At 66.2% G+C, this 25,689-nt stretch carries 29 protein-coding genes; 17 read left to right on the top strand and 12 right to left on the bottom strand.

The annotated features are described in order from the left end of the window. Positions 1-763: 763 nt before the first annotated feature. Complete coding sequence (locus ITJ61_RS03640) at positions 764-1,084, bottom strand: hypothetical protein (protein ID WP_194685474.1); 321 nt, start codon at positions 1,082-1,084, stop codon at positions 764-766. Between the two features lie 4 nt (positions 1,085-1,088). After that, positions 1,089-1,598, bottom strand: coding sequence for a hypothetical protein (locus ITJ61_RS03635; RefSeq protein WP_194685473.1), 510 nt, complete (start codon positions 1,596-1,598; stop codon positions 1,089-1,091). A 505-nt stretch (positions 1,599-2,103) separates the two neighbouring features. Between ITJ61_RS03635 and ITJ61_RS03630 the strand changes: the two genes are divergently transcribed. Then, the gene (locus ITJ61_RS03630; protein WP_194685472.1) at positions 2,104-2,526 is read left to right on the top strand and encodes a hypothetical protein; all 423 of its coding nucleotides are present in this window, start codon (positions 2,104-2,106) and stop codon (positions 2,524-2,526) included. 704 nt (positions 2,527-3,230) lie between these two features. Here ITJ61_RS03630 and ITJ61_RS03625 read toward each other — a convergent pair. The 4 genes from ITJ61_RS03625 to ITJ61_RS03610 form a co-directional block, all read right to left on the bottom strand. Further along, positions 3,231-3,719 carry a GNAT family N-acetyltransferase gene (locus ITJ61_RS03625; protein ID WP_194685471.1) on the bottom strand — a complete coding sequence of 163 codons (489 nt, stop codon included), beginning with the start codon at positions 3,717-3,719 and terminating at the stop codon, positions 3,231-3,233. Positions 3,720-3,877: 158 nt separating this feature from the next. Continuing rightward, on the bottom strand, positions 3,878-4,057 hold the full coding sequence (locus tag ITJ61_RS03620; protein ID WP_194685470.1) for a hypothetical protein: 180 nt from the start codon (positions 4,055-4,057) through the stop codon (positions 3,878-3,880). Between the two features lie 42 nt (positions 4,058-4,099). After that, a complete protein-coding gene (locus ITJ61_RS03615; protein WP_194685469.1) occupies positions 4,100-5,476 on the bottom strand; it encodes a hypothetical protein in 1,377 nt (458 codons plus the stop codon). Positions 5,477-5,550: 74 nt separating this feature from the next. Beyond that, the gene (locus ITJ61_RS03610; protein ID WP_194685468.1) at positions 5,551-6,084 is read right to left on the bottom strand and encodes a hypothetical protein; all 534 of its coding nucleotides are present in this window, start codon (positions 6,082-6,084) and stop codon (positions 5,551-5,553) included. 298 nt (positions 6,085-6,382) lie between these two features. On the opposite strand from ITJ61_RS03610, the gene ITJ61_RS03605 reads away from it, so the two are divergent. From ITJ61_RS03605 to ITJ61_RS03590, 4 genes are all read left to right on the top strand, one after another. Continuing rightward, positions 6,383-6,904, top strand: coding sequence for a hypothetical protein (locus ITJ61_RS03605; protein ID WP_194685467.1), 522 nt, complete (start codon positions 6,383-6,385; stop codon positions 6,902-6,904). A gap of 28 nt (positions 6,905-6,932) precedes the next feature. Then, positions 6,933-7,571 carry a hypothetical protein gene (locus ITJ61_RS03600; RefSeq protein WP_194685466.1) on the top strand — a complete coding sequence of 213 codons (639 nt, stop codon included), beginning with the start codon at positions 6,933-6,935 and terminating at the stop codon, positions 7,569-7,571. Between the two features lie 157 nt (positions 7,572-7,728). After that, positions 7,729-8,094 carry a hypothetical protein gene (locus tag ITJ61_RS03595; protein ID WP_194685465.1) on the top strand — a complete coding sequence of 122 codons (366 nt, stop codon included), beginning with the start codon at positions 7,729-7,731 and terminating at the stop codon, positions 8,092-8,094. A 329-nt stretch (positions 8,095-8,423) separates the two neighbouring features. Beyond that, positions 8,424-9,413: a M23 family metallopeptidase gene (locus ITJ61_RS03590; protein ID WP_194685464.1), complete on the top strand. Its 990-nt coding sequence runs from the start codon at positions 8,424-8,426 to the stop codon at positions 9,411-9,413. A gap of 302 nt (positions 9,414-9,715) precedes the next feature. Here ITJ61_RS03590 and ITJ61_RS03585 read toward each other — a convergent pair whose 3' ends face one another. The 3 genes from ITJ61_RS03585 to ITJ61_RS03575 form a co-directional block, all read right to left on the bottom strand. Then, positions 9,716-10,210 carry a hypothetical protein gene (locus tag ITJ61_RS03585; RefSeq protein ID WP_194685463.1) on the bottom strand — a complete coding sequence of 165 codons (495 nt, stop codon included), beginning with the start codon at positions 10,208-10,210 and terminating at the stop codon, positions 9,716-9,718. Positions 10,211-10,311: 101 nt separating this feature from the next. Continuing rightward, positions 10,312-11,274: a hypothetical protein gene (locus ITJ61_RS03580; protein ID WP_194685462.1), complete on the bottom strand. Its 963-nt coding sequence runs from the start codon at positions 11,272-11,274 to the stop codon at positions 10,312-10,314. Between the two features lie 114 nt (positions 11,275-11,388). Further along, entirely contained in the window at positions 11,389-12,054 is a 666-nt protein-coding gene (locus ITJ61_RS03575) for a hypothetical protein (RefSeq protein WP_194685461.1), read from the bottom strand. Between the two features lie 326 nt (positions 12,055-12,380). On the opposite strand from ITJ61_RS03575, the gene ITJ61_RS03570 reads away from it, so the two are divergent. The 7 genes from ITJ61_RS03570 to ITJ61_RS03540 all read left to right on the top strand — a co-directional run bounded on the left by ITJ61_RS03570 (position 12,381) and on the right by ITJ61_RS03540 (position 18,930). After that, positions 12,381-13,421, top strand: coding sequence for a DNA methyltransferase (locus ITJ61_RS03570; RefSeq protein ID WP_194685460.1), 1,041 nt, complete (start codon positions 12,381-12,383; stop codon positions 13,419-13,421). Positions 13,422-13,457: 36 nt separating this feature from the next. Beyond that, positions 13,458-13,883: a hypothetical protein gene (locus ITJ61_RS03565; RefSeq protein WP_194685459.1), complete on the top strand. Its 426-nt coding sequence runs from the start codon at positions 13,458-13,460 to the stop codon at positions 13,881-13,883. Beyond that, positions 13,880-14,965, top strand: coding sequence for a J domain-containing protein (locus tag ITJ61_RS03560; protein ID WP_194685458.1), 1,086 nt, complete (start codon positions 13,880-13,882; stop codon positions 14,963-14,965). Before ITJ61_RS03565 ends, ITJ61_RS03560 begins: the two co-directional genes overlap by 4 nt. Positions 14,966-15,031: 66 nt before the next feature. After that, on the top strand, positions 15,032-16,612 hold the full coding sequence (locus tag ITJ61_RS03555) for a hypothetical protein (RefSeq protein ID WP_194685457.1): 1,581 nt from the start codon (positions 15,032-15,034) through the stop codon (positions 16,610-16,612). 115 nt (positions 16,613-16,727) lie between these two features. Then, positions 16,728-17,480, top strand: coding sequence for a hypothetical protein (locus tag ITJ61_RS03550; RefSeq protein ID WP_194685456.1), 753 nt, complete (start codon positions 16,728-16,730; stop codon positions 17,478-17,480). Continuing rightward, complete coding sequence (locus ITJ61_RS03545) at positions 17,480-18,580, top strand: hypothetical protein (protein ID WP_194685455.1); 1,101 nt, start codon at positions 17,480-17,482, stop codon at positions 18,578-18,580. The genes ITJ61_RS03550 and ITJ61_RS03545 overlap by 1 nt, the downstream gene beginning before the upstream one ends. Positions 18,581-18,618: 38 nt before the next feature. Beyond that, positions 18,619-18,930: a hypothetical protein gene (locus ITJ61_RS03540; protein ID WP_194685454.1), complete on the top strand. Its 312-nt coding sequence runs from the start codon at positions 18,619-18,621 to the stop codon at positions 18,928-18,930. On the opposite strand, the gene ITJ61_RS03535 is transcribed toward ITJ61_RS03540, so the two are convergent. Next, a complete protein-coding gene (locus tag ITJ61_RS03535; RefSeq protein WP_194685453.1) occupies positions 18,927-19,529 on the bottom strand; it encodes a recombinase family protein in 603 nt (200 codons plus the stop codon). The genes ITJ61_RS03540 and ITJ61_RS03535 overlap by 4 nt on opposite strands. A 308-nt stretch (positions 19,530-19,837) precedes the next feature. Between ITJ61_RS03535 and ITJ61_RS03530 the strand changes: the two genes are divergently transcribed. From ITJ61_RS03530 to ITJ61_RS03520, 3 genes are read left to right on the top strand one after another with little or no spacing between them, the layout of a single operon-like run. Further along, positions 19,838-20,887: a hypothetical protein gene (locus tag ITJ61_RS03530; protein ID WP_194685452.1), complete on the top strand. Its 1,050-nt coding sequence runs from the start codon at positions 19,838-19,840 to the stop codon at positions 20,885-20,887. Then, complete coding sequence (locus ITJ61_RS03525; protein ID WP_194685451.1) at positions 20,880-21,200, top strand: hypothetical protein; 321 nt, start codon at positions 20,880-20,882, stop codon at positions 21,198-21,200. The genes ITJ61_RS03530 and ITJ61_RS03525 overlap by 8 nt, the downstream gene beginning before the upstream one ends. Before the next feature lie 43 nt (positions 21,201-21,243). Beyond that, a complete protein-coding gene (locus tag ITJ61_RS03520) occupies positions 21,244-22,014 on the top strand; it encodes a hypothetical protein (RefSeq protein WP_194685450.1) in 771 nt (256 codons plus the stop codon). Positions 22,015-22,079: 65 nt separating this feature from the next. On the opposite strand, the gene ITJ61_RS03515 is transcribed toward ITJ61_RS03520, so the two are convergent. Both ITJ61_RS03515 and ITJ61_RS03510 read right to left on the bottom strand, forming a co-directional pair. Next, a complete protein-coding gene (locus ITJ61_RS03515) occupies positions 22,080-22,274 on the bottom strand; it encodes a hypothetical protein (protein ID WP_194685449.1) in 195 nt (64 codons plus the stop codon). A 105-nt stretch (positions 22,275-22,379) separates the two neighbouring features. Beyond that, on the bottom strand, positions 22,380-23,435 hold the full coding sequence (locus tag ITJ61_RS03510; RefSeq protein ID WP_194685448.1) for an HNH endonuclease family protein: 1,056 nt from the start codon (positions 23,433-23,435) through the stop codon (positions 22,380-22,382). Positions 23,436-23,530: 95 nt separating this feature from the next. Between ITJ61_RS03510 and ITJ61_RS03505 the strand changes: the two genes are divergently transcribed. Continuing rightward, complete coding sequence (locus ITJ61_RS03505; RefSeq protein WP_194685447.1) at positions 23,531-24,463, top strand: DNA adenine methylase; 933 nt, start codon at positions 23,531-23,533, stop codon at positions 24,461-24,463. A 7-nt stretch (positions 24,464-24,470) separates the two neighbouring features. Continuing rightward, positions 24,471-25,241 carry a hypothetical protein gene (locus ITJ61_RS03500; protein WP_194685446.1) on the top strand — a complete coding sequence of 257 codons (771 nt, stop codon included), beginning with the start codon at positions 24,471-24,473 and terminating at the stop codon, positions 25,239-25,241. Positions 25,242-25,689 lie beyond the last annotated feature (448 nt).

Genomic DNA, 25,689 nt, shown 5'->3' with positions numbered 1-25,689 from the left:
AGTTCATTGAGCTCGTCCTAGGCCGCTCAACGGTGGGCTTTGAGGCCCCTTCCCTTGGGTGAAGTACTGGTGCAGGCGATTATTCGTCTACTCGTTCGATCCCATCTACCGGGTGAGTGCGCGTCAGCGAAGAACACGTCACTGTCGACCCCTGTCGCGATTGTGCGGTGCGGGAGATTTCGATGCCCTGGTTCCAGTTTATTGCCCGGAACGCGGTCGCAGCGAGATCGCAGATGTTCTGCCTGGGCGCCGCGTGGAGAGTGACACTGCCATCCTCCACGGTGATGTGGAGGAGACGGATAGTTCTGGTGGTGCGTTCGACGAGGGCGCGGATTGCGGAGCCTGGTTCTTGCCGACGACGTGATCCCCGTCCAGTGTCCGGGCTCGACGCGGTCACCGACCAGAAACGCGCTGACTATGACCGGTACGTAGCACGCCGCGCGCAGAGCCACATCGACTGGGAGCGCGACATGCCCACCAAGCCCCTTGAGGAGTACCAGGCGTTCCGGAAGGAAATGAATCTAGCGATGTATAGCAATTTGCTATACATCGGTATACGTTGCTAGGTGGTCGTCGTCACGGGTTCCACGCGACGCTTCAGGTCTTCCCTGCACTCCCAGCCCTCATGGTCGAAGGGCCCGCTGTCACTGTCCTCGGAAGTGACCGAGGCTTGACGTGAGCCTCTGACCGCTAAAGGCTCTCGCGATCGCCGTCAACGCAGAAGCCACCCCTCACGAGAGTCATGAGGAGTGGCGTCTGTGCGTCACAGCGCGACGGTATTCGGTGATGCTTCGCCCTCCGTCGGGTCCTTGGGACGCGGCGGGAGCATTGCCAGTTCTTCCTCGAATGCGCTAATCAGGAAGATTGCTTCTGATTCAGCACTGGGTGAATCAGGACCTGCGTCCGCTGACCGAACGACACGTTCAAAGGTGTATTCAGCGCCCCTGTGTGTAGCCCGCAGTTTCAACCAGGCCCCGTATTCATCCACCCTGCCGTCGGGCTCGACGGACATGCGGCTGGCGTTGTCGCCTTCACTGACAAACTTCTCGGCGAACTGGCGTACTTGCTCTCTGAAGTCGTTCATGTCGTTAGCATCCACAGTTCAATTGTTGCAGGTACGCGGTCACCACGCCCACAGGTCGCCCGTCTCCACTTGCTGGGTCGACGCGGTCAGTGAAGACCACAACGTACTGGTAGTCGGGGTTGCCCTCCATCTGACGGGCACAGGTGGCCTTGCCTGCGATGAAGTTCGGGTTGCAGGTGTCGAGAACGTACTCGATGTGCCCGACCCAACTGTTGTACGTCGCCTCGCTGGCATGGCCTCGAGACACCATGTGATTCCAGCCGGTGCCTACCTGACCCTGAGTGTCTGCGCGTCCCCAGCGAAGGGGAACATCGTCACCACCGCCTGAAATAAACGTCGTTCGAATGTTCCAGTCAGTCTCAGCTGCTTGCGCCTGTTGCGGTGCGAAGAGGGCGCTCGACAGTGCAATCAGCAGAGCAGCGAATAGAACGACAAGTTTAGGTCGAGTCGAAAGTCGTCGGTACTGGGCCAATTCACTCGTGTTGAGGGATCCGTTTTCCGGTGTAGCGAACATCTCTATCTCCGTTCTCGGTGTCACCTTGCATTCATTTCAACGTATCCAACCCGTTCGGTCCCGGGTGCTCGGTGGCACATTTGTTCAGCGCTGACGGAGGTCTCGCGCAGGAAAAACTCGGGTAAGCGCGGTTTGAAACGTCTTGCAATGCATCGTTACTTCAACGTTAGGCATCTGGGCACGATGATTGGACGTCACGGTGGGTTGCGCGCCGCTGGCAGTGGCACAGCGGGGACAACCGAGCAACGGAGCCGCTTTGGGGGAGGAATCAAGAGCGTCAGCGAGCACACGGGTTAGACCAGGAAGCGTCTCGCATCGAGCCGCCGGCACGGACAACCGCTATTGCGCGTCCTGCCGGTGAGAAACCATACGGGGCGCCCTGTGTCTCGAGGTCTCCACTCCACTTCTCATCTCGATCCGCCGACAGCAGACCACCACCACCGTTGCCAGGATCAAGCCCGGTTCTGACGCCCGCCCGATCAGGCCCAGGCGGAGCGCCCACATTGTGCCCACCAGACTCCTGGCCGTTACGGTCGCGGTCGCCTGGACCGCCAACGAATCGGTCAATTGCAAGATCGACGAGACGCTGGCCCAGTACCCAGCCCGGCCCGCTTCCGGGGGCGACGTCGCCGCGCGCATCGTGCAGGCCCTCGCCGACGAGCAGGTGCTCCAGAGCGACGATCTCGCCAACAAGATGGTGAGCGTCGTCTGGAACATCATTCTCGGCGAGTTCGGGCAGCGCGTGAAAATCCGGGGCTGGATCACCGGCCACTTCACGGGGGCCGAGGGCAACTACAGGAAGTCCATGGAGCTCACGGGCAGGCGTGCCCGGCCTGCCAGCTCAACCCAAGCGGCCACGGCACGAAGCGCACCCAGATCCGCTGCCTCAACACGGAGGACTGCGGCTGGAGCATCGATGGCTACATGAACGCAAGCCGGGACTCGCAGCGCGCGAGGATCCTGCGCAAGATCCCCGCGAAGCGTCCGAGGCGCAGTGTCGCTGAAATCAAGCGCGCCAGGTGTATTGCCTCAGGATGTTATGACTGGCTGACGTAAAGGAAAACCTCCGTGCAGGATGCGGGCCACCACACACACCATCCCAAGCGCGGAGGTTTTTGTGACCCACGACACCGGTGGATGGTGGACAATCCGCATTCCGAATGCTCACCTCACCTGGCCCCGCCGGCCGTGCGATCGTCGCCAAGGCGTCGCCAAGTCCGCGTGCGCTCGCTGCAGGGTGGCTCGTGTCGAACTCGCCGAGGGGGACGTCAACGTGCGCGTCGTGGTCGCAGATGAGGTCACGAAGCTGTCGGTGAAGGTGGCGACGCTGAGGCGGAAAGTCGGGCGATTCTCAATCGTGCCTCGGCGCTTCGACGCGATGCGGTCCACCGTCTCCGCGACGCTGGTTGCCCCGTCGAGGCGGCCGCGCAGACCCTCGGAGTGACTCGACAGCGAGTCCAGCAGCTCGACGCTCGCGAGAACGTCGCCCAGGCCACCACTCCTCTCACCACCGGCCCCAGCATGTCGCGTTCTGCGTCGATGTGCTGGGGCCGGTGGCGTGGTGCCGCAGCTCCACAGCGGGACTATCAGGCGGCCCTCCTGGGCCGCTTCAGCGAGTTGGCATGGAGAAGGTCAGTCGTTCCGCGCCTTCGAAGCTGCATCCCAACGAAGCCAGACGGTGCCAGCTCCGGGCCACGGGGCGTCAGCATCACGGAAGCCCTCTCGCAGGTAGAAGTCGCGGACGCGTCCGTTGCTCAAATCGTATTCAGTCAAGAGACGCTTGCCCTGGACGCGCGCGCGGTCCTTCGCGATCCCAACCAGATGTCTCCCGACTCCGTTGCGCTGCTGGTTCGGAAGGACGTACAGCTTCCACATCACCAGATCGTCGCCGAAGTTCTCGACGTGAACCATGCCGATGACGCCGGCTTCCGACTCCGCAACGTCGATGTTGCCCGCTTGGATCGCGGACGCGATTGCCTCAAAACTCCAAAACTTGTCCAGCCCCGCCATCACATAGGAGGCGCCCTTGTCCGGTCCGTAGGTGGATGGCCAGACGATGGTGCCGACGTAGCGCACGTCGTTGATGTCTCCCGGCAACGCTTGGCGAATCCTGATCGTCATGGTCAGCAGAATACGAGGTTCGTCGAGACGCTCGGGGTGCCTGATCTCTCTCAGACCCCACTCACTGTCCTGCTATCCACCCCTGACACCAACGGCCCAGCACGTCGCGTTCAGCGTCGATGTGCTGGGCCGTTGGTGGAGTGGTGTGGCCAATCTGTCTACACGTAGCGCTTGGTCGACGCCTTGCCGGTCTTGGACCAGAGCGCCTCTGAGCGGACGACTTTCGAGTCGGGCTTTGGTGCCTCGCGCTGGATGGCGATGCCGATCACGCGCGTGGGGTTCTTGGTCCAACCCTTGACGTTGTTGTTGGTGTGCTTGACGGTTCGTTCGTTGTCCATGGCAGACCTCCTATGCGGGGAGTCTATGCGTCGAGGCTGGCATCATCTACGTTTCGGTCCGAGATTCGTCAACTTCGAGGCCATGCGTTGGCGTGCGAAGAGCGTTTGGAACACGGCCACCCCGAGCAGACCGGTGGCGATCCCCGCTGTGCTCAGCCAGTAGAGCCAGAGCGCGTGTCCTGAGGGCATGATCAGGGGCCCCGCGGCTTCGGCGAACAAGAGGCCAGCGCACACACCCGCTGCTAGACGAGATGGCCAGTTCAGGGCGTCTGCCAAAGTTGGGCCGAAACGCGCGGCAGCGACGCCTAGGAGGAGCGCGGGGAGCGAGAGCAAGAGACTGACTCCGCTCCCGCCGCCGGTCACAAGCTGCTCGAAGTTCGCCCACGATACGAGGACCCAGCAGAGGATCGCTGTGGCGACGATCCACCAAAATGCCATCCTCCGGGGTGCGCTGCCAATGCTGGTCAGCACCACTCGAGCGGGCCCTGGTGGCTCCGCGTAGTTCGCGTGCAGATGCACGGTGGTGTCGCGCGCTTCTTTCATGAGGTGGCGATCGCCAGCGGCGTCGCCCTCCGGGATCGCGAGATAGCGGCAGTGGACACCTCTAGGGACAATGAACTCGAAGTGGTAGGACTCAGCGTCACTTGCGGCTGTCATGGTCAGCTCGAAGTCGTGAACCGATTCCACATTCCTCGCCCACCAGCCGGCACGATGTGTGTCCGTACGCCAGAGATGGGAGAGCTTCACGAGCGACCTGATGCCGAGTGCGTCGCTCGGTAGAAGGACGCAGAGGAGGAAACCGGAAGCGAGATCACGAGTGAGGTAGAGGAGCTTGGTGTCGATTCGGCTTGGCTCGAAGAGCGCGTGATTCTTGTAGGTTCCTTGCTCAGTGAGTTCAACGGCCACAGGCCATGCCTCGGAGCCAGTGCCGGCGACAATGTGCCCGAGTGCCTCGCGAAGAAGCGGATGCGGTTCGTCTCCGAGCACACGTCCATAGGCCTCAACCAGCATCGCGACCACGAGCGTCTCGTTCTGGGATCGCGTGAGCATGGGAACGGAACCGGTGCCAGACAGGCTCACATCGAACTCGTGGAGCGGTTCCTTGGCGAGGAGGGCCAGCGGCGCAATCACGGACCCCTTGACGTCACTGGGCCGGACTGCGCTTCTTTGGCTGACGTCGTAGGCCAGTCGCGTGTCGAGGGGCAGCGTCATGTCGATCGAGTGCTTCGTTCGCCCGCGATTGCCGCCTTCGGCCTCGTACCGGTCAATACGCCGGTGGCACCACTCCGACCACCGCAGGACCGTCACGATCATCGCGGCAGCCAGGCGAGGGTCTGCCAAGTCGGGTGTGCCCTGCAACTCCGGGGAAGCGGACTGAGAGTTCTTTGCCCTGCGGACCCAACCCAGTATCGAACGCATCGCATCTCCTCGGGGGACCGACGTCCCGCTGTCACTCGAAGCTTATTGCTCGTCTCTAGGCCGCGGTCTGCACTCTACGCAGCAGCAAGGGGGCGCTTCACGAGCGTCCGCTTCGGCTCCAGTGCGCGCGGGCCTCGCCACTCCGGGCAGAGGTAGTCCAACGTCGCGATGATCTGGGTCGGCACGGGCGCTTCGCCGCGCAGGCGGCTACCGCGGGCTCGGGTTCGGAGTCCGGCCAGGGCGTCGCCGGCGATCTGCTCCGACCAGTCAGGCGCATCGGCAAAGAGGCGCGGGAGTCGTCCGTGCTGGGCGACGAATCCCAGGATCACCAACAGCCGCCCATCATCGGTCGTAGGCCCTTCGCAACCCGGCGGTCGGACGCGTTCCCACCGCTGCGGGTGTGCGGTCATGAGCTCGTGCACGAGCCACGACTGCGATTCTGACAGTATGGATGAGCCGGTGCGCCGCTTGGCAATGACCGTGCGCAACCACTGCCCGAGGTGCTGCTCCTCGGGGCTGAACGACGGACACCGGCGTTGACGCGGCAGGCCGTGGTGGCGGTACGCGAAAGCTTGCGTCCGGAGCAGGTGCGCTTCAAACGAGAGCATGCAACCGCGCTTTGACTCTGGGCAGTGATTCCGAGGGGCTTGACGTGTCATGCGCTGCATATGCGGGGCGCTCGCCGAGATGGCTCGAATTTGGGCTCCGAGCCTTCTCAGGCCGGTAGGCGTCCGGTTGACCTCGTTGCTCGTGGCAGCAGCAAGTGAACTCATCCTCCCGATATTTCTCGGAAAAGTGCACATTTCGTCCATTTTGGCCAGGTCCAGCGTGTCACAGCGCGCGCGGCAGCGCGGACGATGAGAACCTTTCGCAACCCCACCCTTAAACCGAGCGCAGCAGCCCCCGATGTTCGTGCGCATCCGCAATCGAGAGCTGCTGCATATGACGAGCGTCAGAAAACCCTTCGTGCCCAATGGGCCGTCCCGAGCCGACCTGCACCGGTCCCCGAATCACGCATCCGTTTCGCTCGGTGAGTCGCGGCCTCCACACACGCGCACTCGTCGCGGGAGTGCGCGCTGGCAACCACGAACGACAGTGGCTCTCGCTGCCTGCCTCGCGCTACCCGCAGCCGCGCTCGGGGTTGCATTGACGCTGCAGCTCGCGGTGACGTCGCCAGCCAAGACGCGCACGATCACCAGCAAACGGGAGAGCGAGGGCGTCGAAGACGTCACCTTGCGAACGGTCACGACAGCAGAGTGCGGTGACTTCCGTGTAGGGAACGCCATCCTGCTCGGGCACCGCAGCGCGGGGCGCGTGTATCGAACGTTGGAGACAGGTCAGGCGCACGTCCTCGAGACGCGAGGACCTGACCTGTGGTTCCTCGGTCTGCACCGAAACATCATCGCGGCCCAGCCCACCGCCTCCTGAACCGCTATGACCGCACAGAAGCCAGAGCATGGAATACATCAGCCTCACCATCTTCATCGGGATCTTCATCGCAGGATCCATCGCGCATGCACGACTCGCCCGACTCCCCGGGCGGCGTGGGACACAACGATGGCGAAGCTGGACGCTTGCCGGCGCAGCGCTCGTGTTCGTCGCAACAACGCTGCTGGCCTTACTCGGACAAACCTTGGTCATGATGTGGGTCTTGCTCGCAGGGACGCCGGTGCTCACCGGAATCTGGGTGACGTCGCGGGTCATCGACAGCATCGACCTGCGCGCAGCTCGACGACGAGACCTTGCGCTGGGCTACCCCGCGGAACCTCGATCAATCTCACTCGTCGGAACCTGGCTCACAACTGCAGTTGCGGGCGCCACGGTGGCGGCGTGCGGCATCGTACTGCTGCTCCTCGGATTCGCCGTTGCTGGGGCTAACGCTCCCTCGAGCTTCATCACCAATTCGATGGTCCTCGCCGCGGTCTTCATTCTGGTGATGTCGACGGGGTACGCCGGGTGGCGATGGTGGAGAGAACAGGTCGAGAACGAAGAATGGTTGATGCTGGTTCGCGGCATCAGCGCCCGCGAAGAAGCGAGATACGAGGAAGGCCTCCGCGCCGGCCGAGGGGGCGCCACCCGTGCAGGCAGCGAGTAGGCGTGCTCGGTGGCGAGGCGTGCCACCGTGGAGTCGAGCGTCCGCTCCGCAAGTGGTCGTGGCCACATGCGGCGTCGTCCTCGTCACGATGTCCTTGACTGCGTGCGGGGGCTCTGACCAGGTCACTCGAAAGAAGCCCACAGGGCCAGCATCCACCATGGCCGCCGAGGTCGCACGCAATCTCGTGACCTACGAGGAACTCACCGAGTCGGGGGCCGATGACACGGTCAAGGTGTGTGAACGCCTGTTCGGAAGCGCGGCCAACGTGGCCGAGGAACTGAATCTGCGTCAGCTAGAAGCTGTTCCCTCCGCCGGATCCTGCACGTACCGAACCGGCGGCGACGAGGTCGTCACGATAGAGGCCAGGCTCGACGAACCCCACTCCGGCCTCAGAGCCCAAGGAGACGACCTCTGGCTGTCGGTGACGAGGACGCCGACGGAGCTCCGGCAAGAAGATGCCGGCTCGCACATGCTCCGCTGGGTTTTGGACAGAGCAAACCTCATCGAACACTCCGAGGACTGACGCCGACATACGGCCGTCCGTACTCAACGGCCGCGCCGGGCGTAGCGCGACGGTCGCGCGGACGTGAACGCAAGCGCGCAGTGCGATAGCGACAGCGTTTTTGGGCAGAACGGCACCAGACAGGGGAAATCGGTCCGAAAGTGAGCGAAAAATCCGCCCTTTCGCGTCAATTACCCAGTCGCTCTATGCGCGCGCGCCTGTCTTCTCTACACTCGGCGCAGACCGTTCGATCACTGGAGATCTTCATGGCGTTGTGGATTGCTCGAAGCAAAGGCACTGTTCCGTCCAGTCGGCGCGAACAGCGTCGCCGTGAACGAGCGCGCTCCAGGATGATGAGCATCCCCGCGCTCTCGATCACCGCCGGGGTGCTTCTCGCAGCATCCGTCGCCGGCGCCGCGATCTCAGGAACACTCCAGGAGAGCGATCTCGCCGCGCCCGTCGTCGACGGCACCTCGACAACCACCGGGGAGACGTACACCGTTCCCGCGTCCGCAGCGCTCGGGGCCTTCGAGGAACGCGCATCGTCGTCCATCGCCGTGTCCACCACGGCGTCCGGAGTTCAATGGCCGATCGATCTCACGGCGGTCACGATCACCGACGGTTTCGGCCCTCGAGTAGCCCCGTGCGACGGATGCTCCACGAACCACCGAGGCCTGGACTTCGCAGGCCCCGCCGGCACCCGCATCGGCAGCATCGCTGCCGGAACGGTGGTCGACGTCGTCCCGGTCGCAGCCTCTGGGCTCGGCACCCACGTCGTGGTCGAGCACCAGATCGACGGGCAGAAGGTCCAGTCCGTCTACGCGCACCTGACGGCAAACTCAACCTCGGTCGCTATCGGCGACAACGTCACCCCCGGACAACTTCTTGGGTTCCTCGGCAACACCGGCTCATCCACTGGCCCACACCTGCACCTGGAGGTGCTGGTCGCGGGAACACACGTGGACCCCAAGCTCTTCTTGGAAAAGTACGCCGACGGGAAACCCGTCGACATCTTCGGCAACAGCCCTGACTGGGCTCCAGACACCACCGACAACACCATCGACGACTCCTGGACACCGGAGAGGTCGTCGACATATCAGCCCCCAGTGGCACCCGTTCCGGCAGCCCCCACGCCCGGCGCACCGGCTCCGGCCGCGCCCGCTTCGCCGACAACCACGACGCCCGAAGCCCCAACGCCACCCAGCCCGTCCACGCCCACTCCACCCACCGTTGAACCCACCCCACCAGCAACGGACGAGCCAACCGAAACAGCAGCCCCCGAGCCCGCACCGAGTGAAGCCAGCCCCACAGCTTCGACCGCTGCAGCCGGCGGCGAATGACTCGCGTCGGCCCGGATTCCCCGGTGGTCTCGCCAGACGCCCGTCACGAACCCACCGCGGCGCCACGGTGAAGCTGGCGGCGTGCTTCAAGCGCACTTCGTCTGACGGCCACCTCGCGGGGCACAGCGGCAGCTAGGTCGTGCGGCACCTGCACTGCCAGTCGGACTTCCCCGCCGCGCTGCTGCGGTCCGCGCAGATCGCCGCTGAGCTCGGGCGATGACGGGGAGGTCCTGCCCCGGGGCGCGTTCAACCTAGACGTCCGTTCAGTTTTGTTGAATCTGCGTCTAGATTGAACGGCCCGACTATCCGCGCCTCGCTCGGTGCGGTTCGATCGCGATGACCGGTGCTGTGGGTGCTTCCAGCTCCTGCCGCTCGAAGGCTTCGTCGATGCTGGCGCCGATGCGATCTGCGACGTTCTGCACGATGAGCTTCGTGAAGATCTCGTCACCGTCGGTCTCGCCGGGCGTGCGGGGGACCAACCGATACCGGCCGGCGGGTCCCACGAGGTCGTTGAGGATGTCGTGCACGGCCGCGTCGAGGTCCGTCGGCGGGAGCTCTCGACACGCCGGTGCTGGCCGGTCGAGGAGGATCGTCGCGAGGGGCATGGCCGGGTGTCGCGCGGGGACGGCGTCCGCGAAGTCGATGTACTCGGGGTGGCGTGGCGACGCGGGGCTTTCAGTCCAGAACGAGTCCTCGGCAACGTCATCATCGACGGGCTCGGGCACCGGTGGGCGCGCGAACGTCTCGGCGGGGTCAGATGCGTCGGTGGTGGTGCTGCGACGGCGGAAAGGCCACATGTCGTGCGTCCTCTGGTTCGGCGGTGACTGGTCACCCCGTCTATGCGGGCACGCCAACGGCCCCAGCGAAACAGCGTCGCTGGGGCCGTTGATCGGGACGGCTACTCGCTGTCGGCGTCGGCCTCCCGGTGCTTGGCGGCGATCTGCTCGAGCTCGGCATCGAGACCTGCGGTGACGAGCTCGATGACCCGGTGGAGGCCGTCGAGGACGCCGCGGTAGTCCACGCCGCCTGTGTCGGCGTGCTCCTCCAGGTAGTCGGCAGTCTGGCGGAAGTAGTCGTTGGCGGGCACCTGGGCGCCACCTTCGACGGTGATCGGGTCCGGCACCGGCATCGCGGCGAGGGCCGGCGCGAGTGACCTCGCGAGGAGTTTCAGCTCGGCGGGAGAGTCGTCACCGGGCGAGACGAGCCCACGGCCGTCGGATTCGATGATCTCTTCGATCGCGACAAGGCCCAGGAGGGTGCGCACGCGAGCGTGGTCGACGGCGAGTTCGGACGCGACATCGGACGCCCAGTTCGGGTTCGCGGCCGCGTCCTCTGCCGTCGCGAGGATCGGGTCGAGGTCGATGCCGGCGAGTTCCGCATCCTCGGCGCCGCCGAAGAACGCGAGCACGCGCTGCTGCACGGCAGGGTCGTCCGCGTCGAGGCCGGTGAAGGTCTTGAGGACGTCAAGCCAGGTGCCGGTCTCCGCGTCGTAGAGGCCGGACGCTTCCAGCTCGAGCGCGACGCGGAGGCCGAACTCGTCGACGGACTCCATCGTCATCTCGCCCGTTTCGGGGTGTTTGGAGACGGACGGGAGGGAGACCTCGAGCGGGAGCCAGAACAGCGGATGCCAGAGCAGGCCGCCGCGCATCTTGGCGTAGTCCTTCTCGTCAGGCCAGCGAGGGGCGAGCGTGAACGCGATGGAGTCGGGGGAGACGACCGTGCCCGGTGGGAGGCCGCTCTGGGTGAGGAACTCGTCGAAGCGAGTCATGAGGATGAACGGGTGCGTGGGGGCAGAGGCGACGTCGACGAGTGATTCACCGGGTTCGGTGACCCAGGCGCGACGGGACGGGGTGGGAGTCAAGGGGTGGGCTCGCAATCGGAGTAAGGAGGGCAGGGGCGGCAGCACCCTCGCCTCCGCAGGAAGGGTGCCGCAGGGACACTATGCGGGCATCGATTCCGCTGCGTCTTGCGCGCTCTAGACCTGGAACTGCCACCAGGACGCGAGGTCATTTCTTTCGAGAAGCGGGGCGAACAAGTTCGTCGTGAGTTTCCAAGGCTCGAGCGCTCCTAGCTTGTTCCTCTGCTTCAGTTGCGCGGATGTTGCGAGCCAACCAATGGATCCGGGGCCGAAAGGTGGGAATGCAGCCAAGTCACGACTGACCCCACCTCGAAGGGCATCGATTGCTTCGCTGTCGCCGACCATCGGGTTGTCCATTGCCCACCCGGGATGAACGAGTAGGGAAACGCCTATCCCGTCGGTACTTTTGGTGAGAGCGGCGATCTGTCGTTCACCTGGGTTATCGGGGTCCGCAATGGCTGGAACATAATATCGGCGCGGAGCGGCCAAGGTTGGGTTCTGCGCGAGGTCCACTCGGTGCAGGTACACGGACACGTCGTCGGGGATGGCGATCGGATCAGCCGAGAGCCAAGACACCGGCGGCTGCCAGGGCAAGTGTCGGTCCCATTTCTGATCTACGAGTTCTAGGGAATATCTTGCGCTTGGGTGGAGGGAGAGTAGGAGTGTCTTGGCGAACCAGACTCCGATTGCCTGCCACTCCGAGGCCGTCGCCGATCCGGACCAACCCTGAGACTGCAATCTACGAATCGCTGCTTTTGCAGGCTCCTCGATGTTCGTGTTCATAGCCGAGTTGCAAGGGCGGCAGGCAGGGAAGAACACGCGCACTCGTTTAGGTGGATGCAGAGGCTTCTGATCTCGTTCCCGTATGAGAGGCACGCCGTTGTTGGTCCATGGGAAGAGTGGGCGATGGCTGGCGTCGAGATCGCCGAGAAACCACTTTGGGTACACATGTTCGCCAGTTGGCGTTGAGGGAAGCGTCTCGCACAGCCCACAAACGTCGCGCAACGGGTCGAACATCGGCACTGGCACAATCCTTCCCACTGGTGCTCGCAGGGAACTGACCATAGCGGACGGAAGCCGAACCCACCCCGCTCGCGCATAGAAAGGGCATGACCTTTCCGAGCGCCGAGCGCCTCTCCGCCCATTCATCTCTCCTGCACGCCCGTTCGGAGCTCGCCCTTCGAGCTATACCCGACAACACGTTCGACGCGATCGTCACGGACCCGCCGTACGAGGTGGACTTCGCCCGCCAGGTGAACCAGTCGTGGGATGCAACAGGGATCGCGTTCTCGGTCGACCTGTGGGCGGAAGCGATGCGGACGGTGAAGCCGGGCGGGAACCTCATCGCGTTCGGTGCCCCACGCACGCACCATCGCCTGGTCACCGCGGTCGAAGACGCCGGCTGGGAAGTGCGAGACGGGATCGTGGCGTGGGTGAAGTCGTACGGGTTCCCGAAGCGGCTGGAGCTGCAGGAGCTGCTCGCCAAGCGCGGACGCCCGGACCTCGCGGAGACGTTCGCGGGAGCGCAGAACATCATGAAGCCGGCCTACGAGCCGATCCTCGTCGCCCGGAAACCGCTCGACGGAGACCTGGTCGACAACATCATCAAGCACGGCGTCGGCGGGCTCGGCATCGACGCGTGCCGCGTCCCCACCGACGATGACCGCTCCCGTCCGCCGGGCAAAGCGGTCGCCGGCGACGTCGTGAACATGTCCCGCGGGTCCGCGCCCTCCTTGAGCCACCCGGGCGGCCGGTGGCCAACGAACATGCTCCTCATCCACGGGGCCGACTGCATCGAAGGCGTGCTCTGCGAGGACGGATGCCCCGCCGCGGAGCTCGAGACGCAGAAGCGCGGCTCCGCGCGCTACTTCCCGCAGTTCCACTACTCGGGACGCGCGACCGGGCGGGAACGGCCGATGGTGGATGGGGTACGGCACCACACGGTGAAGCCGGTGTCGGTGATGGAGTGGCTCGTGAAGCTCGCCTGCCCGATCCCCGGCATGAAGATCCTCGACCTGTTCGCCGGCACCGGCGCGACCGCGGAAGCCGCGGAACGAGTGGGCCTGGGTCACGAGACGTTCCTGATCGAGCAGGGCGCGGAGCACATCGAGCTGACGCGGGAGCGGTTCCGGACGCTTATCCCCGCATAGTCCGGCGACCACCCACCGACCAGACAGGACCCCGCGATGCCCGAGAGCGCGATCGACGCCGTTGTTGCACGATTCGACCCTGCCCACCAGAACCGCGTCCGCCAGCTCATCGGCACCGACGAGGAACTGGCTGACTACTGGGGCGTCATCATCCCGCAACCGCACCTGGAGATGCTCCCGAAGAAGCTGACGCGGAAGTGCTGCACCTACAAGACCTGCGGGAACACCGAGCTGGTGCTGTCGGAGTCGTTCGCCAGCCTGCCAGTCGAGGCGGCCCGGCGCGGTCAGGTCGCTGGGCCCCTCTCGCTCCAGTACATGCGGTTCGCGTATCGACGCGTGTCCAACGACGATGTCTTCTTCTCGGGCAGCTTCACGCAAGCGCTCGAGTTCGTGAATGACCCTTGGTCCTTCCCGATCGATGAAGACACCGACGAGGTCCGACGAGCCGAGATACGACCATGACCGGCTCCGCCACCCACTACGAGGTGCTCGGCGTCGACGAGAACGCGTCCGAGGCCGACATCAAGCGCGCCTTCCGAGGCCTCATCCGTCAGCTCCACCCGGACACTGGCGGCAACGACCCGGCCCGCGCGGCACTGGTCACCGAAGCGTTCGACGTGCTCTCGAGGCCCGACTCTCGCTACCTCTACGACGCGGACCTGCGCCAGGCGCGCGAACGGGTTCAGCCAGGCACGTCGTCCAAGCCTTCGGCGCCGACCACGATGCCGCCGCGCCCTGCTGCGCCGCGGCCCGATCTCACGCGCTGTGAGGGGCCGATGGACTCGCCCACGCGGCTCCCGAAAGAGCAGCGGCCAGGAAAATCCGGGTGGTGGGTCGCAGCGATCGTGCTCAACGTGCTGATGATCGTGGCACCAGTGTTCGCGCTACTGCACGGGCACTGGGCGTTCTGGCCGGCCGACATCGCTGTGGTCTCGAGCCGGACGACGCTCCTGGCGGTGTGGGCGATGATCCTGGCACTGCCGACCCTGTTCTCCCCGCGCTGGTCGGTCTTCCAGATCGCGACTCCCGTCCTGACGGTGCTGATGCTCGCGCTGATGCTGCTGTTCAGCTGGTTCGGGTGGACGCCGATCGTGGAGTTCTTCGCGCTGTCCTCCGAGAAGCCGTGGCTCATGCCGATCGTCGTCGCGCTGCCCACCTACGGGGTGCTGTTCCTGCGCAACGTCACCGTCGGCGGGCTCATGGACGCCCTCGGGTACCGGCACGCGCGCATCAGCATCGAGAGGCGCGACGAGGCAGCTCGCAGGTGGGCGGCGTTCGTGAACGAGCACGCCCCGAACGGTGTCGTCGGCCAGGTCATGCAGATCGGCCCGACGGTGCCCGGCAAGCGGGAGCTGCTGATCGTCACCCTCGACGGGGAGCAAATGTCGGTGCGCGCTTGGATGATGGGCGTCACTCCCGCTCCGGGCGAGTGGGTGCTCGCGTTCAACGACCAGGACACGGAAGTCGCGCGCATCCCGGTCTCGGACTTCAGCGCGTGGCTTCAGTGGACCCAGGATCCGCGTCGAACGCCGTCTCGCGCATAGGGAAGGGAAACGACTCTGCGCCGGAGGAGTTGACGACCACCCGCACGCTCTTCGCGAAAGGCTCCCATGTCCGCATCCACCTTCACCCGCCAGCGACGGACGGTCACCGCGCTCGGTGTCGGGTCCGTTGCGCTGATCGCGCTCGCCGCGTGCTCGCCGACGTCCAACGTCGCCGACGGCACCCCCGACCCGACCAAGACCGGGAACTCGTCCGTGCCCTCCTCGACGGCTCCGACGACCCCGCGACCGACCACACCCCAGGCGGTCAGCGACGCCCCACCGCTCACCTCGCCCTCTCCCTCGCCGAACACGAGCGGCACCAACGATGACACGTACGTCGTGGTGAACCCGAACGCCCTCACCCCCGCGCCCAGCGGGAACGGGAACGGCAACACGAGCGTCGACGCCTCGCCCGAGCTCCCCAACTACGCCCCGCCCGTCGGCGGCGTCATCACGAACCCCATCGGCGGCGGCGGCAGTGGTGGCGATGGGGATGGCGACGGCGGGAGCGACGGCGGCTCCGGTGGCGGTGGCACCACCCCAGAGACCCCTGGCGGTGGCGGCACGAATCCTGGCGGAGGAGGTGGCACGAACCCCGGTTCGGGAGACGGTGGCGGCGGTACCACTCCCACCGATCCGACTGACCCGACCGATCCGACGGACCCGGAGACGCCGGAGAACCCGGTCATCCCGGGCCTGCACGAGGCGGACGTGACCCAGGAGATGCTCGCGGCCTTCATCGAGCAGTACAACGCCATCCGCGTGGAGAACGGCCTGGCCGCGCTGCCCGCGGACCGCTTCCTCGTCGGCACCGGCGACTTCTCGTTCAAGCGGGGCCAGCAGGCGGTGGAGCTCAGCCTCGGCACCATGCCCGCCGACCCACACGCCGGCCAGGTCGTGCCTACCAACGAGGCGACGTGGCTGAGCACGAACGCGGGCCCGCTCGAGAGCCTTGGCACGGCCGCCCCGAATACGTGGTGGGAGAACGCTGCCGACCGCGACATCCTCTACCAGACCGGCGCCGGCCAGCCCTACGGTGGTCCGCTCGATCTGTCCACGTGCCTCGTGATCAACTTCGCGGTCGTGAACACCGGGGGAGCAGGCTCCGCGTCGTGGGTGCCCTGCGGTGACTCGTACACGACCGGCGATGGCGTCGTCATCCCGCTCGTGCCCGCCCCGACCGCGGTCCCCTCGCTGCAGGAGACGACGCCCACCAGCGGAGTCACCGAGCGCACGCAGGCCACCGCAACCCCCACGCCGACAGGAGCCAGCATGACGACCACCGACGCCCCCGCGACCCCGACCGAGGACCTCACGCAGGACGACGCGGCGTACGCGCCCGCCGGCGCGACCGACCCCGACGAGGAGCTGAGCTTCTGGGCGCCTCCCGCACTCACCGAGCAGGCGACGGCACCCGCCGAGACCGAGGCCACCACGGCGCCCGCTCTGGAAGTCGAGGCGGCAGACGTGGCTGAGGTCGAGGTCGAGGTCGAGTCGTTCTCGGAGCCGAGCGTCGAAACAGCTGCGGCCGAGCCCGTGGTTGCCGAGGCCGCCGCGTCCGAGACGGCCGACGCCGCTGGTGGGCAGACGCCGATCTTCACGCAGACCGCGGCGGATCTCGGCATCGACATCGCTCCCGGCACCTAACCCGCCGACCCCAATCACCAGGCCGTCACCGCGACTTCTGCGGTGGCGGCCTGGTTGCGAGTTCCGCCGCACACAGTGCGGGAAGAGCACCCCACACCCGTTGACAGGAGCCTCCGTGACCAACTTCGACGCCGACAAGGCCCGCGAGCAGCACCGCGGCCACGGCACCCAGCCCGGACAGTTCGGCTTCCAGGGACACTCCGCGCCCGCGCTCAACGAGTCCGCGTTCGCCACCCAGGTCGACAGCTACGACACCGCGGCCGAGGTCATCGACAAGCTCCGTGACGAGGCCGGCGCCACTGAGGAGCGGGCGCGCATTCTCGAGCTCGCAGCGCTCGGCAACGACGACATCAATCAGGCGCTCGTCGAAAACTCCGCCACCCCCGAGGATCTCGTCATCGACCTCATCGAGAGCGACGAGACCGCGGCCATGACCATCGCCGCTGCCCGCCGAGATGACCTGCCCGTGATCGCGTCCGAGGTCATGTGGACGAGCCAGGACCCGTTCCGCCGCAAGCACGTGCTCGCCCACCGATCCTGCCCTGACCACGTGCTCGAGGCGGGAGCCACCAGCCCCGACGCTGACGAGCGATTCCAGGTCGCCGCGTGGGCCGACCGGCCGTTCCCGGAGGCGGTGCGGGAGCGGTTGCTCGTCGATGAAGACCCGCGCGTGCTTGCCGCGGCGGCCAGCAACGTGACGCTCACCGAGGACGATGCCGACGCGCTGAGTCAGCACTCGCTCGCGCGCGTGCGCCACTCGGTCGCCATCAACCTGTCCACGCCTCCCGCCGTCATCGAACGGCTCGCCCTCGACGAAGACATCGCCACGAGCACTGCCGCCGCACGTCGAATGCACGGACGCGCCTGATGCCGCAGCTCAGCTCAGACGCGCGAGCACGACGGGAGCAGGCCCGCGGCAACGGCACTATCGGCGGCCAGTTCGGCCATCAGCAGCATTCTGCGCCGGCGGGGGATCTCGAGACTGCGTCCCCCTACGAAGCCATGACGCCATTCGACGTCGACACCGAGCTGAACGATGTGCTCGACAAGCTCTCGACTGCAGAGCAAGCCAGAGCCTTCGCCCTCCGCCAGGTCGACGTCATCCAGCACTCGGACGAACGCCTCCGCTATGGCATGACCCGAGCCCAGCGGCTCGAGCGAGCCCAGGCCAAGGTCAATGACGCCCGCGCCATCATCGAACCGATGCGCGCACAGATCGACGCGATCGACGAGGAGCACGCCCGTCGAGGCCGGTGGCCGCGCGCGTTCGTCGTCCCGCAAGGGCACGTCCACTCATCCCTCGGCTGCTCCACCTGCTACCCGACGACCCGGTTCCAGCTGCTGCCGGAATACTCCGACAAGACGGAAACCGAGCTCGTCGAGGACGCCGGCGACCGTGCCTGCACCGTCTGCTTCCCCTCAGCGCCCGTCGACCGGCCGACGAAGATGGAGCTCCCGGAGGAACGCCAGGCCCGTGAAGCCCGACAGGTGCAGACGCAGGAGCGGGACGAGAAGAAGCTCGCGGCCGCCGCGAAAGCCATCACCACCCCAGACGGGGAGCCGCTCAAGGTCGGCGCGTGGGCATCGAGATGGCCGCAGACGATCAAGACCGAGCGGGCCGCGATGACGGAAGCGAAGTCGCAGCTGCGGAGCGTCGGTACCGTCCTCTACATATCGGCCCAGGACGACTGCAGCACCGAGCACCGGCAGAAGATGCTCGCCCACTCGGAAGGCCACGGCGCCGACTTCGGCCGACTCGTCGACGCGATCGCCGCGAGGCAGGACAAGACCCCCGACGAGGTGGTGGCCGAGTTCGCGGGCCGCTGGCGCAAGGACAAGGAGTTCCGCGAGATGACGGAGGACCTCGCCGGCCAGCCCATCCCCGGGACCGACCTGACCTGGCCGGACGCGTTGACGCTCACCTCCCTCACGGCTGCACCCGAACGTTCGGACGTCACACCCGCATAGAAGAGGTACACACCAACCCCTGGCCGAAGGAGCCACCCGTGACCCGCACCGCCGCTACACCCCGAACAACCGCCAGCCCCGGTGACACCCTCACGAGGCTCCTCACGACCGACCTCACCCGGTTCGTGGAATCCGCGTGGGGCTTCACGCCCGTCCTTCACGTCACTGCCACCTCCCGCAGCGACTCCAGCATTCACGTCGACGGTGACGTGTCCCGACCCGGTGGTGTCCTCACCCCGGCGCACCGCGCGAGCATCCTGCAGTTCATCACCAACTGGATCCGCGACGTCAACGAGGCCAGCGCCGTCGCCCTCCGTTCGCTCGCAGGTGTGGTGCCGCGCGCGGCTTAGGCCTGGGCGTCGGTAGTGACTGATGCGGCGTCCGCGCGCTTCACGGTGCGATAGACCGTAGCCCTCGACACGTCAAACAGTGAAGCGATCTCGCCGATGCTCATGCGGCCCTCGCCGTGGAGTTCGACCAGGTGGCGCTGTTTCGACGTGGAGAGCTTCGGCTGCTTTCCCTTGAGCCTGCCCTTCGCTTTCGCGACGGCGAGTCCCTCGCGTGTGCGCTGCCGGATCAGGTCGCGTTCGAACTCGGCGACCATGGAGAGCACGTTGAACATGAGCCGGCCGACCGGGTCGGTCGGATCGTAGATGGCCCCGCCGATGCTCAGCGTGACCTCTTTGGCCATGAGCTCGTCGACGATGTCGCTCGCATCTCTGACAGACCTTGCCAGGCGGTCGAGCTTGGTGACCACGAGCACGTCTCCCGACCGACACACGGCGAGAGCTTTCTCGAGGCCGGGTCGCGATCGGTTGGCTCCGGTCATTCCGTGATCGAGGTACATGCGGTCCTCGGAGACTCCGAGACGAGTGAGTGCGTCCGTCTGCGCGGTGAGGTCTTGATCGAGGGTTGAGACGCGGGCGTACCCGATTTTGAGCGAAGTCACGCTCTAGTGTGACTCAAGAAGCCCCTTGACTGCGACTCTCAACGCACAGGTCTTACGCACACCGTGGGTCGAGCAATCCCGTGATCGCCGTTGACCCGGATGCCGGTTGCATAAGTCGAACGGCTTACGCACACCCCGAGCCGCGAGGTTCGCGCCTGCCGTCCCCGGATCGTCTTGGCCAGGTCGCCGCCTCGTCAAGGCCACATTCGTGCGGCTGACGCGATTCGCCTTCACCCGCATAGAAGAGGTATCGAGTCGTCGCCGCACACAGTGCCGGTGACGAACACCCGACTCCGGAGGCGACACCTATGACGACTGCAACCGCTCGACGCGAAGCCGCCCGAGGAAACGGCGTCGCATCCGCCGGCCAGTTCGGCCACCAGACCCACTCCACACCCGGCACGTTCCTGCCGGTCGATCGGGTGAAGCAGATGGACGAGCAGATCGCGGCGTACACGAAAGCTCGCGACAACCTCATCGCCACCGGCAAGGTCTACGCCGGCAAGCAGCTCCTGGCGCTGTTCCCGACGGCCGTCCGCGCGGACGTGACCTTCGCCGACCGCATCGGCCGGTTCGACGAGCTCGTGGAAGACCCGGACGTCGTGCGAGTCCAGGACTACGCGATCTTCGACAAGGACCACGTCGACCTCGTGGAGAAGCTCGACGACGACATCGAGCAGATCAAAGACGCCGCGGCCGAGAAGCGCCGGAAGCTCACGAAGGCGGAGCTGAACAGGCTCACCACCCTCGAGGCCGACCGGGACCGGCTGCGTGAGCACGCCGAGATCGCGTTGTCCGCAATGGAGCATCAGGCGATGTCGGCGGACTTCAACCGCGAGTACCAGCTGGGCGTCTCGCAGGCGGACCTCTCCGTCGAGAAGGCGAAGGACCTCTACTTCGAGGCGATGGACGGAGCTCGCGCCCAAGCGCACGCCACCATCGACCTCTTCCGGCAGGACCTCGCCGCCTACGCCGACGACTATCGTCTCGACCAGGTGGGCCACGTGGAAATCCACACTCGCGACGTGGACGCGTTCGAGGAGGAGCACGAGAACACCGTTGTCAACCGCATCTTCGACCGATACGGCGAGGTCATCTACGACTACGCGACCGGCGGCGACACCGAGGAGATCAATGAGTTGGTGGAGTTCGCCGAGCAGGGGCTCCATGACCTGAACGCTAAGACGAACGACGCGAACCTGCGACAGATGTCGAAGCTCGCCCGCGACGCCGCCACCTACGGGATCGACCCGCAGCGCACCTCGAAGGGCCTGCCGGCATCGACCGGCACGTTCGGGAAGATGCCCCTGTGGGGTCCCAGCTCTGACCCGACCAGCGTCACCCTGTTCGATGCCTGAGCTCATCGCAACTCTGGACTGGCCGTCGTTCTGGATCGGCGTCACCGCGGCCGTGGGCGTCCCCGTCGTGCTGTTCGCTGTCGGATTCACTGGCATGTACGTCTCTGTCCTCGCCACCAACCGCGGCTTTGGTCTCGGCGAATGCATGGTCTGCGACCGAGCGCCGACGTGCGAGATGGGCGAGAAGACGGAACTGCAGATGCTGTTCCCGAAGCTCTGGCACGACCAGGTGCTGTCGAGGATGCCCGAGCACCGGAAGGCATGGCGCGCGCACCGCTGGCATCCCGACAACGTCGCCGCCCGATCCCACTGAACAACCGACCGAAGTTTCACGCATATAAGAGGAGTAGCTCGGTATGACGACCGCAGCAGAAGCACGCCGGGAAGCCGCCCGCGGCAACGGCACAGCGGGAGGCCAGTTCGGCTTCCAGGACCACACCCCACCCGCCCCAGCCCCGTCCGCCGCGTGGCCTGGCACGAACCGGGACGTGCGCGATCACGACTTCGTCCCGGCCAGCGCCGCCGAATGGCCCGGCCTCTACGGCACAGAAGGGCAGGGGTCCGGGCTCGGCGGGAAGCAGTTCGTCGCCCACTACTCCGGCCCCGGCTACGACTACTGGGTCTGCGAATACGACCCCGAGACCCGCCAGGTGTTCGGCTACGCCCGCATCATCGGGCAAGGCGACGGCGAGTACGGGTACGCCGACCTGAACGAGCTCGAGTCGACCAAGATCGACGTGTTCAACCCCGCATCCACAAGTCCGTCCAACTGGACCGTGAAGACCGCCGCGATCCACCGGGACACGGGGTTCGAGGACCTGCCGTCAGAGCAGCGCTACGCGCACCAGCACCTCGACAAGTACCGCGGACGCGTTCTCGACCAGCTCGACCCAGAGGACCGTGACGAGATGAACGGCAAGGTGGCCCAGTGGCAGTCGGCGCAGGAACGCCGAGCGTCGACCGTCGAAGCTGTGTGGGAAATTCGAGGGAGCGCCGCGGTCGAAGCTCACATGGCACAGCAGGAGGTGGAAGACCTTGCCACCGAGCACGGCCTCGTCTTCGACCCCGCCGATGGCGGCTCGTTCACGGTCGCCGCGCAGCCGACGGAAGACGCATCCACCGAGTAGTGTCCACGCACGACGAAGCGGCCTCGAGGCACGTGCACCGGGGCCGCTTGTCGTGCGTCTGAGAGTCAGCTCAGCAGAAGGGCCGCGCCTGCGATGACGGCGCCCCAGAACGGGACCACGATGGCGAGGCCGACGAGGATGCCGCGCATCGTTCGGACCGACTCGGTGTGCCCGCGGTCGAGGCTGGGGCCGCGCTCGATGACGGGGACCAGCTGGATCATGCTCGTTGCGGCGGGGATGGTGTGGGCGGTTGCGGTCATGGCGGGCTCCGATCGGTGAGGGCGTGCTCACCTATGCGGGGACGACGACGAACCCCGCCACGCTCGGTGCATGGCGGGGTTCGGGATGGCTGAGAGCCCGGCGGTCTATGCCTTCCTGCGGTGCTGGAGGACAGCTGCGGCGAGAGCAGCGAGGGCGACACCGGCGAGCCCAAGCGTCCACGGCAGCGCGGAAGCACCGGTCGTTGCAAGGGAGGGGGAGCCTGCTCCTGGCTCCTGGGTGGCGCTCGCATCGGCGGGCGCCACAGCCCCGGGCGTCTCCGTCCCGGCGGGCACGGTCGAGTTCGTGGCTTCCGGGGCCGCGGTGACCTCGACCGTCTCGACGGGCGTGGCCGATGGCGCAGTCACGACCGCGCCCGTCGGCAGGGCACACGAGCTCACCCCGGCGAACGTGACGCCGTTGATGGTGCCGCCATTGATGATCGCGTCCTGGTCGATGGGGGTGATCGCGAGGTCGTACTTCTTGAGGACGTTCGTCATCTGGGCCAGGTACGTGCAGTGGAAGGCGGTGTTGGTCGGCATCCACTCAGAGGCGAGCCGCATGCCCTTGGCCGAGTTGGCCCGGCCCTCGGCAGCCTGCAGGTTCATCGGGTCGTTCGCGAAGGCCTCGCGCTTGGCTGCGTCCCACTCGTTCGCACCCCCGGTCCACGCGGCGGCGAGCGGGATGATGTGGTCAATCTGGACAGCTCCCGACGTCGCGGCGCCGCGAGTGAATGGGATCGCCTCGCCCGTGTACGGGTCGTTGAGGGTGCCGCGCTCGACGATGCAGTCGCTGCCGTCGCGGAGGACGACGTTGATGAGGTCGCGCTGGAGCATGTCGTTGCGAGCGTCGCATCCGTTGCCGTCCGGGTCGGACCAGTGCTTGAACAGGTCGCGGTCATAGCCCGTCTGCGACGAGTTCACCGTCCGAAGCCCCTCAGCGGCCGCGGCAACCGCGGCACCGTCCACGTACCAGGCGCCGTCCACCTCGGACGCGAAGCCAGCATCGACCAGCGGCGCGACGTTGCTCTTCGCCACGTCCAGCGTGATCGGAGCCTGCGTCGCCACGGGTGCAGCCAACGCGGGGGATGCGACGGCGGTAGAGGCGATGAGGGCGAGGAACGCTCCGGCGGTCGCTGTGCGGAGAGTGGAGGAGAGAGACATGCGTGCCTTCCAGGCTAGGACGAGCTGACTCCTTCCCTATGCGGGGACGCGCCGGGGCCCCGCGGTCACCTTGTTCACCCCCGCATAGAACGGTCATGACCACCCGATACGCCAGCCCGCTCCGCTACCCCGGCGGCAAGGCCCGCATGACGTCCTGGCTCGCGGATCGGATGCTCTCGAGCCCGTCCATGCTCGACATCGAGGTCTGGATCGAACCGTTCGGCGGGGGCCTAGGAGCTGCGCTAACGGCGCTGCTCGACCACGGCGTCCCTGAGGTGTGGGCGTGTGAGCTCAATCCCGCCCTGCACGCGTTCTGGACGTGCGCGCTCGAGAGCGACGACCTCGCCGACCGCGTCGAACGGACCACGGTGACGCTCGACCTGTTCTGGCGCAGCCGCGACCTCGTCTCCGCATCGCTGGCAGGGGAGTCCGTTCCCGTCGACGAGCTCGGGTATGCCGCGTTCGTGCTGAACCGGTGCTCTCGTTCCGGCATGGTGCTTGGCAACGTTGGCCCCATGGGCGGGAGAGCGCAGACCGGGCAGTGGCTCGGGAACGCACGGTTTGCGCGCCCCGACCGGCTCGCCGACCGGCTGCGCGTGATCGCGGGCCTCGGACGCTCGCGCCGGCTCATCCTGCAGGGCCACGACGGCATCTCCCGGATCGAGGAGTTGCCCGGGTCCGGCATCGAGCACGAGGTGTTCGTGTTCGCCGATCCGCCATACGTGGGCGTTGGAAACCGGCTCTATGCCGAGGGGATGGACGCGGGCCTGCACCGACGGCTCGCGACGGCGCTTGATCGGTGTCCGGCACCGTGGGCGCTGACGTACGACGAGCATCCAGATGTCGCAGAGCTCTACCGAGGCCATCGCATCGACCGGTTCGAGATTCCGCACTCCGCGCACCGCGGCAAGATCGGCGCCGAGTACCTCATCACGCCGCACTGGTCCGCGCCCGTTCTCGAGAACCCGCTCGGCAAGGGCTCGATCCAGCGAGTCTCCGGGGTGGCTCGGTTGGCGGTCCCCGCATAGACCTGCCATGAGCACAGCAGAGGCTACGGCCACCACAGAGTCCACTCCCGTCACCGCCGCGCCGGCACCGAACCCCATCGAGGTCGCCCGCGCAACCGAAATCGCCATTCAGGAGGGGCAGGAGGCGGCACGTCGCGTCACCGTCCAGGAGACGCTCGTCAAGCTCCTCCAGGGCCCGATCGCGGCCGACCGCAGCAAGGCGCTGCTGGCCATGCGCCTGCGCCGGTCCCGCATCGTCGAGTCCGACTACAAGACGAAGACGGCGTACAACAAGGCTCTCAAAGAAGCCAGCACCCTCGAGACGCCTCTCGGCGGCCTCTCGTACAAGTCCCCGGGCACCGCGAAGGCATCCATCGACGACGCTGCCGGCCACCTGAGCTGGGCGCTGGAGAACGACGCCGAAAGCGTCGACGACTATCAGGAGATCGACGCCGAGCGCATCCACGAGGCGATGGCGCTGCTCCTTGAGCACAAGCCCGAGCTCGTCCTGACTCGCAAGCGCGTCACTGACGAGGCGACCACCGCCCACCTCGCCTCGGCCGTGCGCAGCGACGACGGCACGATCAAGCTGCCCGTCGGCAAGGAACCAGTCCTCTCCACGGTCGAGTTCATCAAGTACTCCACCCCGACCGCCGAGAACACGGCCTGGTCCGCATCCAAGTCCAAGTCCGCCGGCGAAGACGTCGTCGACTCATGGCTGGAAGGCAACCGCGAGAACATCATCACCGCGATCGCGGGCGTCCTGACCGCGCCGGCCGGGACGGAGGTGAACGCCTAATTCGACCAGCCACCTCCGCACCGCAACGGGAGGCAGCGCAGGATCGATGCTGCGCTGCCTCCCGTTGCGGTGTTGCCCTCGGCCGCCTGTGTGGCGGGCGGACTTGCCCGCCTCAAACGTCGAAAGCGTCAACGCCAGACGCTCAGATCTACCGCCTACGCCCTAGGCCCGGCAAACCACCTGAGAGGGTCCGAACGCTCGTTCCGCTGACGACGACTCGGGCCCCCGAACCCACGACTGCAGCGTGTTGTGAGTTTCGCGAGTCGATGACTTCACGGCAGTGCGCGAGGTACTCACGATTCGAGGGGAAGAGTCGTCGTGGCAAGTACTCGAACCGGAGGTCTGCGCTTGGCTTCACCGGGGGAGACCACGGCTGGAACTCCAAGAGTGCCCGCTGCTCGGGTGTGAGCGTCTCGGCCAATTCGGACAAGTCCACGTCGGAACCGTA

The organism is Pseudoclavibacter sp. VKM Ac-2888 (assembly GCF_015351285.1).
Taxonomy (GTDB): Bacteria; Actinomycetota; Actinomycetes; order Actinomycetales; family Microbacteriaceae; genus Pseudoclavibacter.
This window is presented reverse-complemented; position numbering and strand designations above follow the sequence as displayed.